This window comes from Chitinophaga sp. (genome assembly GCF_039596135.1).
In the GTDB taxonomy this organism is placed as follows: domain Bacteria; phylum Bacteroidota; class Bacteroidia; order Chitinophagales; family Chitinophagaceae; genus Chitinophaga.
The window spans coordinates 18,038-27,170 of the sequence record NZ_JBCNKH010000083.1 but is presented as its reverse complement, the minus strand read 5'-3'; the positions used below and the strand labels follow the sequence as shown (position 1 = coordinate 27,170).

Here is a 9,133-nt window from a genome sequence, read left to right as displayed (position 1 = left end):
CCAACCCTATCAGTAAAAAGATAATCCCATTCAATACAAACCCTATCGTAGACCATACATTCACCCCCCTGATCCTACTCAGGTGCGTTAAAAAATGATGGCTCTTATTAGACATAAACAATCCCCCTGCCACCACCGCCAATACCCCGGAAAAATGCATACTCTCCGCTGTTATATACATCACATAAGGTGCTACAAAGGTCAACACCGTATCCATGCTCGCATTCGTAGGCAACCACCTGTGAATGGCATAAAAGATCATTCCCACCGCTAAGCCAACCAATATCCCCATCGTTATCACCAGCACAAAACTCGTCACTGCCTCGTGAAATACAAATCTGCCGGTCGTTACGGCGATCAGTGCAAACCTGAACACAATCAAACTGGATGCATCATTCAACAGGCTCTCCCCTTCTAGTATATTTACCAGCGACTTAGGTACTTTTACTTCCTTTAAGACCGTGGTAGCAGCTACGGCATCCGGCGGAGAGATGATCCCACCCAATAAAAAGCCCAATGCCAGTGTAAACCCCGGGATCAAACTACTGGATACAATTGCAATCACACCTGAGGTCAGGATAACGATCAGGAACGCAAATGAGCTTACCACCCGCCGCCACCGCCATAGTTCCTTCCAACTCGTTTGCCAGGCGGCTTCATATAATAATGGAGGTAAGAAAATCAGGAAGATCAGTTCAGGATCAATGCTGATTTGTGGTAATCCAGGGATAAAACTAAGTGCAAGGCCCCCGATTACTAATACAATCGGGTAGGAGATTTTTAATCGCCCGGCAAGCATCACTAAAAAGAGGATGACTAGTAAAATTCCAATATAAACCGTAAAGGTAAAATGCATATGGGCGATCGATTTTGGTACTTTTTATTTATTGGTGGTAGGCTAACCTTATGCCAATATAAACAATCTTCGTTAATCCGTATCGCTGACGCTTATATTGGGAGAGCAGGCTTATCATCTCAGCTATTCTTCTTCCCGCTCACATACTTATTACCTTTCACTATAAACCTGTAAGGCAATAATGCATCCGCCCCCGCATAATCCACACCTATGCGGGGCGTGGCTACCACCTCAGCAGGTACATATCCATCCTCTGCCAGGTAAAACTCTTCCGACAATAAACTATACCCCGTATGGAGCTTATCAATCCCTAACGCCTTACTTACATTCCCCGGCCCACGCGTCAGGGTAAAATCTGCCTTTGCCTTTCCTGTCCTTTTCAACATTTCCGGAATACCTTCCAGCGGCTCCGCCGCCCGGATCAACACCGCTTCCGGCGTTTCTTCCTCATTGGTCACTATATTAAATAAGAAGTGAATTCCATAACAAAGATATACGTATGCCTTGCCCGCCTTCCCGAACATTACCTCCGTTCGCTGGGTACGACGCCCGCCGTAAGCATGACTCGCCTTGTCTACCACTCCCATATATGCCTCGGTCTCTACGATCCGCGCAGTTGTGAGGACGCCGTCAAACCGGGTTACGATTATCTTTCCCAACAGTTCCTCCGCTATTGTCAGTACATTAGGCCGGTTGTAAAATTCCGCAGTCAGTTTTTTCATCGGTATGAATTTAAATAAAAAATCGCTCCACAGGTGGAAGTTGAGTAACTACAAATATACCCCGGTGTAATTTTGGTAATCCTGTGGCAGGGTTTAAAAAAATAAAGAATGTTCTCCCTGTTGGAGACTATTTAAAAAACACTATTTTGCAATCCTTCCATACTTACTATGCAACATCAACCCATCAACCGCAAGCTCTACGGGCTTGACCATCTTCGCGCATTTGCCATTACTTTCGTCTTCCTGTTCCATTACAACATCTTCGGCCATCCTGACTGGATGTACACAGTCGGTAGCTTCGGTTGGACGGGCGTAGACCTCTTCTTTGTGCTCAGTGGCTTCCTCATCGCCGGCCAGCTATTCAACGAAGATCCTATTTCATTAAAGACCTTCTATACCAAAAGGGTCTTCCGCATCTTCCCTGCCTACTTCGTCATCGTAGCACTCTATTTTCTATTTCCGTACCTGCGGGAGCGTGATACCCTCCCCCCGTTATGGAAATTCCTCACCTTCACCCAGAACATTGGCCTCGACCTGAAAAACACGGGGGCTTTTTCCCATGCCTGGTCCCTCTGTATCGAAGAGCAATTCTACCTTCTCCTACCTATATTGATTATCTTTTTCAGAACCTACAGGTTGACGACAATTGCGCCCTGGTTCATTGCTTCCCTATTCCTTGCAGGTTTTGGTATTCGTTACTACTGCTGGACCCATTTTTACCTCCCTGCTACCACCGATAACTGGATGGTTTGGTACAAATGGATTTACTACCCGACCTTCTGTCGGCTGGATGGCCTGCTGGTAGGGATTAGTCTTGCTGCAATAAAAGAGAGATTGTATAAATACAGTACCCCGCTCCTGCTGGCAGGATTGCTCATCCTGGCGGGTGCCTACATCTTATGTCAAAATGAAGACCTGTTTAACGAAAGTATCTATGGTTTTCCGCTCATTGCCCTTGGCTATGGTTGCATCGTAGCGGCTGCCGCCAGCCCGGAATGCTTCTTATATAAATATGGTAGTAAAATTACCAGCTCACTGGCAGCACTCAGTTATGCCCTGTACCTGAGCCATAAGATAGTTATCCATGTGACGCAGAAAATCGTCTCGCAATGGGGGATAGATACAAAGAGCACTATCATGTTTGTAATTTGTGCTGTCACCTGCCTGGCGGCGGCGTGGTTAATGAGGTTGTTGATTGAAAAGCCTTTTTTGAGGTGGAGAGAAAAGATACTCAATCCACCAAAGCCTCTAAAAACGAAATAATCGCCTGCTGCTCCGCCTTATCCAACCCCAACGTATCGGTAGACAAAGTCTGGTGCATAACCGGCGTCACACCCCCCTGGTTGTAAAAATCAATCACCTGCTGCATGGTACTAAAATTCCCATGATGCATATAAGGTGCGGTAGCAGCCGCATTTCTCACCGTAGGCGTCTTAAAAGCACCCTCATAAAAGGTAACAGGAAACACCGCAATCCGACCCCTGTCGGTATCTGCTACCGGGTATTGCAGATCGCTGTACAGGGGTACACCTAATATTTCAAATTCTGTTCTGTTAAATAACGGCGGTGTCAACCCATTGAACAATGGCGCAAAATGGCAACTTCCACAACGGGCCTTGCCCATAAAGATATTAAACCCATGTTTTTGCTGGCCGGTCATTGCAGACTTATCGCCAGCTAAATAATGATCAAACGGAGAATTAAACGGGGTCAGGGTGCGGATATAAGCCGCCAGGGCACGGATCATCTTTGCCTTTGGCATTTGCAGGCGGGCTACTATGCTATCGTCTGTTCCACCCATTTCTGCTGGACTATGCAGTACCACATCTATCTGCTCTTCCAGGCTCTTTGCCCGGCCATCCCAGAACTGGGCATACTGGTAGGTCGAGTATAATAATGTAGGCGTATTTCTTGGCAGGGAACCTCCTAACAAAGATGTGTTCCGTGCCATACCGTCTGTAAAATGCTTTCCTGGTATATGACAGGTTGCACAGCTTCGCTGCATATTGCCGGATAGTTTCTTTTCGAAAAAAAGTAGCCTTCCTAAAGCTGTATCATAGCCTATCTCAGGCGCACTGTTACCTGCATTCCTGAGAATGTCGCCCTTGCCATTCCCAGGTGCACTATTTGTATTCCTCAAAACATCCCCTTTGCCATCTACCGTAATATCCGCTCCCTGTGTATAGGTTTCTTTCTTAAATGCATCCCTGGAACCATAAATTGCCGTGGTATTTAGCGCCCTTACCGTATGGGTCGCTGCTGCATGCGAAAGCATACGTTGTACCGGCATGGCATAATCAGTAATAAACTCCAGGCGATCAAAGCTGTTGAAATCAGGATGCCCGGACAGGTAATTAAACGCACCCGACATCGCTTCCCGGATACTATCTACTCCTATTACATTTCGCAATGCATCCATCGCCGCTGCTGCCTCTGGTATTCCACATTGTAATGAAGGCGCATCATACCCCGTAATATACAAACTCTGTATCCGGATTAATTCCAGCTGGATGCTCTCCATCACCTGTGCATCCGTGGCCCTAAAGTTGTATAACAAAGCAGGCAGACCTGCCGCTGTTTCCGCGACGATGTCTGCCTGCTGCATCAATTCTTCTTTTGATGCATTACTATATAATAACGCTTCTATCTGCTGCAATCCCACCGGTTCTTCATACTCTATATAAGGTTCTTCCACCTCGTATTTTGCCGGTGTATTGAATACATACGCTTCACTTACAAAAAAGTATTCAAGGAAAAATGAAATGCGTTTGTAAGCAATCCTGCATTCCTTTAATGCGTCTTTTGCCTGTGCTATGGTAACCGGCCTGGAAGGATCATATTTTTCAATAGCAGCCTTTAAGGCGTTTGTCTTTAAGGTAAATATTGCCTGCTGCGCCTTGAAATACCTGATCGTCTGCTCCGGGTACCCTTTTGGTGTTTCACCTGCTATTCCAAGACACAACAACAAACACAACCCGGTGAGCACCTTTATTTTCTTCATCGCGCTGTAATTGTAAATGTATCTTTTACACAACCTTCCTTATCTTCTACTGTATAAGTCGTAGTACCTTTTGAAGGCCTGACCGTAATAGACTTTGAAGTCTGGTTCTTGTCACTCCACTTATAATTCCCCACAAATGAAGCCGTCAGTGTCAATGGCTGACCTGCTTTCGCTTTGATCTCATTATGCTTATTCACTTCTTTCATTATCGTAAAATGATCACGAATCACTCCATCCGCACAAATCCATTTCAGGTCCAGCCGGTTATTCTCAATCTCCAGCATAGAAGCCCCACCATTCGTATCATTCGCATACTGCATCGCTTTGTGCGGATAGGTCTTTTGTCTGCCACCCAGTTTACCGGCAGAACCACTCACTACATATACCGTTCCTGCATTCAGGGAATCTTTTACATAAGGACAGCTGTTCTCACTGCCATCATACAAACCGGAAGAACGGCTCAGGTTATGCACCGCAGGATCAAATGAATCCATCATACCATAATGTCCTTTCATCAGCCTGGATCGCTCATAATCATGGCTATGCCCACACAAAATAAGATCTACTCCATTCCGCTCCAGAATACGGATAAAATTCTCACGAATGCTGATCAGCTCATCTGTTTCGTCAGAGTTATGAGACCCCATGGTATAAGGAGGATGGTGCCAGTAAGCGATCACCCATTGTTTGTTCTTATTTGCTTCCAGGTCACGCTTTACCCATTGTACCTGGGGACCCAGGGTATCGTACAGGCGGTATTGATCGGCCTCTTTACCATAGCTATCCAGGGAAATAAAGTGTACATTCCCGATATCAAATGAATAGAATGCCTGTGTATGCGAAGGTACGCCACCATCTTCCGCCTCGGTAGGCATGGAGAAGTTCTGGTAATAGGCAGTCTTGTGTGTACGAACGGCTACTTCTACCGCACCTGGAAAATCATGGTCGTTGTAATCATGATTGCCGGGTGTGGGATACATTGGATGCTGCTTTAACAGATCATCTTTATATATATTGAAGAACTTTGTCTGAAACTCCTGGTCGGTGCCACTACCATAGGCATTATCGCCCAGCAGGATCCAGGCATCCATATAATTATTACCGAGGTAATTGAGTACGGATTGTTTTACGTTACGCTGGTTCACTGAGTTATTGCCACAATCTCCAAATGCGCCGATCCTGAGGAGGCTTTTGCTACCTGCTTCAGGCAGGGTATAGAAGTAGTTGTTCGCGTCTCCCTGCAGGGTATCTGCAAATGTGCCGACTGTGTAATAGTAACGGGTGTGAGGTTGTAAACCAGTAATACGCACGATATGTTCTGTGGTGATGGTAGAATCATCTTTTGACAAATCCCACTTATTTACGGTGGTTCCAAAACGTACACGGCTACGGGTAGCCACGTTCGTACGCCAGCGGATCGTCATGGCGGTGGGTGATCCTACCTGTAAGTAGGGTCCACGTATTATTGTAATGGGGTCTTCATCCCCGTCAGTGGCCTGCGCATGCGTTGTTAAAAACGAAAAGAGAAATAAACAAAGTAGCAACCATCCCTGCTTCATCTGCTATATGATTTTTATGTTAATTTTACCTGTGTAGCCCCTTTTTCCTTAAATAATCCAGCAACTCCCCCGGTCTATCCGTCTGAATCACATTGACCTGTTTTTTCTGCAACAGCGAATCAAACCCCTTCTCCCCCAGCTCATCATAATCCCCCAGTGCATTCATCCACACCCTCATATTCGCCTTCCGCACCACCTGCATCAGGCTATCTGTATAGCAATCATCATCCCCATGCAAGATAGGATAACGTCCCTGTTTTACCACCGCCATCGTCTCTGCCGCATTATGCACCCTTGGCATCACAGGTATATCCGGATCTATTTCTTTTACAAGATCAGCATCTTTATAATCATATACAAAAAACAGCACCTGTTTTTCCATCCCCATCTCGCGTACCAGTTTACAGGTACTCACCATAGCACTCCGGGTATCCGCTTTAAAATCAATATCGATCATGATCTTTCCCCTTGCCATTTCCAACGCATTCCGGAAAGAGGGAATTCTCTCTGTAGTGACCACCCCTTCCCTTTTTAAATGTACCCCCTGCAATTCAGCATATGTCAGCTCACTTACATTCCCATGCCCATCCGTCTTTTTCTCAATACCCTTATCATGCATTAATACTAAAACCCCATCTTTCGTTTCCCGAACATCTAACTCTATTATATCAATCCCCTTATCTATCGCACTTTGGATGGCCGGCAGGGAATTCTCCGGGTACACGGTATGATCTGCACGATGCGCCGCAACCAATACATACTGATGATGGTGATAAAAATCCTTAATAATGCTATCCACCGGCGACACCAGCAACAGTAAAAATAATAGCTTATTCATTACCTGTTCCCTTTTTGTTTAAGATAATTGATTAATGCACCCGGATGATCAGTCTGTAACCCCTGTACAGGCGTATCCAAAGCCTGCTGCCAGCTCAGGGGGCCCTCATCCGGCGCCTGCACATCCAGCCATATGGCCACATTTCTCTTTTTACATACAGCCAGCATTTCCGGTGTGTACCTACCTATGTCCCCATCTATCGCCGATACGGGGTATTGATCAAAAAAGGTATTTAAATCTAAAACTGAATCCGGCACACTCGTCATCAGTGGCATACCCGGTGCAACTTTGTGCCACTCCTTCAGCTGTTCAAAGGTATTACAGTACACAACTATGTGCTTTTCCATACCTGCCTTTTTAATCAACTTATACACCACAAGCGGATCTGCATCCTTGAAATCAAGATAGATGTTTACCTTTTTTTTACAAAGAGACAATACCTGCTCAAAAGAAGGCACCCCGGCAGGTAATACTTCCAATGAGCCATGACTGATATATAAGGTTCCATCCTTAAACGTTCTCAGATCTACCTCTACATAATCCACTCCATCCGCTATCGCACGTGTATAAGCTGCCAGTGTATTCTCCGGTAAAACAGTGTGATCGCCTCTATGGGCGATCACAACATGCTTATGCTTTACGACAGGCAATAATGCAATCAATAATATCGAAAAAAAATGCATAGTTTATTATTTTAAATACCACATCTTCGTTGTCAACTCATCAGCACCCTGTATTGCTACCGCAGCCTTATACTGATCCAGGTTATAAGACTGCTCAGATGTAGGGTACTTATACCGGGAAGGAATCTCAGCAATAGCCGCCAGCGGCCCTGTCACAAATACAGGATACCCCGTTCTCCGCTGGTCAAACCAACCCTCTGGTCCTTTCAGGAAATTCGCAATCCACTTTTGCGTAATCAGCTGAGACAATGTACCATTGTATTGTACGGAAGCCTGTGCCAGGTAAGTCGCTTCATCAGTAGCCGATACGCCATAAGCTTCCAGCGATGCGCTGATACCCTTGTAATATAAAGCAGCAGCCGTTTCACCACTCACCGTTACCTTTCCCGCCTGTACTACTTCTGCCAGGATAAAACACTGCTCGGCATATGTCATCAGACTCGCCTTTAGCAGATCACTCTGATTCGCGTAAAAGATAGGCGCCATCTTCGAGATATGCGTCTCACCCCCATTATAATCATAAGGAGAAGGTATCGCATTTGGCACACCTACATACAGGTTCGGATCTACTGTATACCCCGTTGTACTGGATACTGGCGCTACCCAGATTGGTAACCTTGGATCGTTCAAACGCAGCAGCGTATCTACGATTTCCTTACTGGGTTTGTACTTATCAATCTCCGTGCTCTTGTTATTCAGGTTACCACCCGGCCAGCTATCGGACGCATTCACACCTAAATATCTCAGTGCTGCATCATCACTATTGCTGGCGAACAAGGGATATTTAGAAGGATTGTTCAGCATATTTTGCATCTCAGTATATGCCGAAGTACTTTTCTTTGCTATACGCAATAGTAAACGCAGGTGCAGTGCATTGGCAAATTTGCGCCAGTTCAGTGCTACCCCACCATACAGCAGGTCATAGTCTGCATCAATGGTCAGGGTAGTCGCTGCCAGTGTATCATTCGCAGCTGTAAGTGTAGCCAGCAGCGAAGGATAGATATCCTCCTGCTGATCATATTTCGGGTGTACTATACTACTGTCTTTGGATAGTAAAGCCTCGCTATAGGGTATATCTCCATACAAATCTGTAATATAAGCGAAGTTGAAAACCTTAATGATGTCTGAGATCGCCGTGTATTGCAACATACCACTCGTCGCCGCCAGGTCATGAAAGGTCTTATTGTAAGTCAATGCACTCCAATATCCATCCCAGTTATTGCCCGACCAGCCAAACAGGTCATCGCCTTCATTGCGTACCTTGGTGATATAACGGGCTGCTTCGGCAGGCTTGTCGAGAAATGCATCGTCCTGGTAGGGATATGCTGTCTTTACCAGTGCCGTCGAAAGCAGGTATTGCGGATTCACAGTTGTCGCCGTATTTGGATCCGTGTTGATGTCCGAAAAGTTCTTTGTACATGCACTTAACAGGAACAACACCCCAATGGCATATATCTTTTTCATATAATTGTCG

Annotated in this window: 8 protein-coding genes; 1 reads left to right on the top strand and 7 read right to left on the bottom strand. The window is 45.7% G+C overall.

Going from position 1 to position 9,133, the window contains the following annotated elements; genetic code table 11:
- Positions 1-856, bottom strand: an 856-nt coding sequence (locus tag ABDW16_RS27650; RefSeq protein ID WP_343674325.1) for a cation:proton antiporter, incomplete at its 3' end; no start/stop codon positions are given.
- 119 nt (positions 857-975) lie between these two features.
- Positions 976-1,578 carry a DNA-3-methyladenine glycosylase gene (locus ABDW16_RS27645; RefSeq protein WP_343674324.1) on the bottom strand — a complete coding sequence of 201 codons (603 nt, stop codon included), beginning with the start codon at positions 1,576-1,578 and terminating at the stop codon, positions 976-978.
- Positions 1,579-1,746: 168 nt separating this feature from the next.
- On the opposite strand from ABDW16_RS27645, the gene ABDW16_RS27640 reads away from it, so the two are divergent.
- Positions 1,747-2,841: an acyltransferase gene (locus ABDW16_RS27640; RefSeq protein ID WP_343674322.1), complete on the top strand. Its 1,095-nt coding sequence runs from the start codon at positions 1,747-1,749 to the stop codon at positions 2,839-2,841.
- Here the strand turns inward: ABDW16_RS27640 and ABDW16_RS27635 are convergent.
- From ABDW16_RS27635 to ABDW16_RS27615, 5 genes are read right to left on the bottom strand one after another with little or no spacing between them, the layout of a single operon-like run.
- The gene (locus tag ABDW16_RS27635) at positions 2,810-4,579 is read right to left on the bottom strand and encodes a cytochrome c peroxidase (RefSeq protein ID WP_343674320.1); all 1,770 of its coding nucleotides are present in this window, start codon (positions 4,577-4,579) and stop codon (positions 2,810-2,812) included. The two genes, ABDW16_RS27640 and ABDW16_RS27635, sit on opposite strands and share 32 nt — an antisense overlap.
- Positions 4,576-6,138, bottom strand: coding sequence for a metallophosphoesterase family protein (locus ABDW16_RS27630; RefSeq protein WP_343674319.1), 1,563 nt, complete (start codon positions 6,136-6,138; stop codon positions 4,576-4,578). Before ABDW16_RS27630 ends, ABDW16_RS27635 begins: the two co-directional genes overlap by 4 nt.
- 25 nt (positions 6,139-6,163) lie before the next feature.
- Positions 6,164-6,976 (bottom strand): glycerophosphodiester phosphodiesterase family protein, encoded by an 813-nt coding sequence (locus tag ABDW16_RS27625; protein WP_343674317.1) that lies wholly within the window; start codon positions 6,974-6,976, stop codon positions 6,164-6,166.
- Positions 6,976-7,659: a glycerophosphodiester phosphodiesterase family protein gene (locus ABDW16_RS27620; RefSeq protein WP_343674316.1), complete on the bottom strand. Its 684-nt coding sequence runs from the start codon at positions 7,657-7,659 to the stop codon at positions 6,976-6,978. Before ABDW16_RS27620 ends, ABDW16_RS27625 begins: the two co-directional genes overlap by 1 nt.
- A gap of 6 nt (positions 7,660-7,665) precedes the next feature.
- Positions 7,666-9,123: a SusD/RagB family nutrient-binding outer membrane lipoprotein gene (locus tag ABDW16_RS27615; protein WP_343674315.1), complete on the bottom strand. Its 1,458-nt coding sequence runs from the start codon at positions 9,121-9,123 to the stop codon at positions 7,666-7,668.
- Positions 9,124-9,133 lie beyond the last annotated feature (10 nt).

Bases quoted from the DNA above. Each gene is read 5' to 3' on its own strand.
- ABDW16_RS27645 (WP_343674324.1), bottom strand. From the start codon at position 1,578: ATGAAAAAACTGACTGCGGAATTTTACAACCGGCCTAATGTACTGACA.
- ABDW16_RS27640 (WP_343674322.1), top strand. From the start codon at position 1,747: ATGCAACATCAACCCATCAACCGCAAGCTCTACGGGCTTGACCATCTT.
- ABDW16_RS27635 (WP_343674320.1), bottom strand. From the start codon at position 4,579: ATGAAGAAAATAAAGGTGCTCACCGGGTTGTGTTTGTTGTTGTGTCTT.
- ABDW16_RS27630 (WP_343674319.1), bottom strand. From the start codon at position 6,138: ATGAAGCAGGGATGGTTGCTACTTTGTTTATTTCTCTTTTCGTTTTTA.
- ABDW16_RS27625 (WP_343674317.1), bottom strand. From the start codon at position 6,976: ATGAATAAGCTATTATTTTTACTGTTGCTGGTGTCGCCGGTGGATAGC.
- ABDW16_RS27620 (WP_343674316.1), bottom strand. From the start codon at position 7,659: ATGCATTTTTTTTCGATATTATTGATTGCATTATTGCCTGTCGTAAAG.
- ABDW16_RS27615 (WP_343674315.1), bottom strand. From the start codon at position 9,123: ATGAAAAAGATATATGCCATTGGGGTGTTGTTCCTGTTAAGTGCATGT.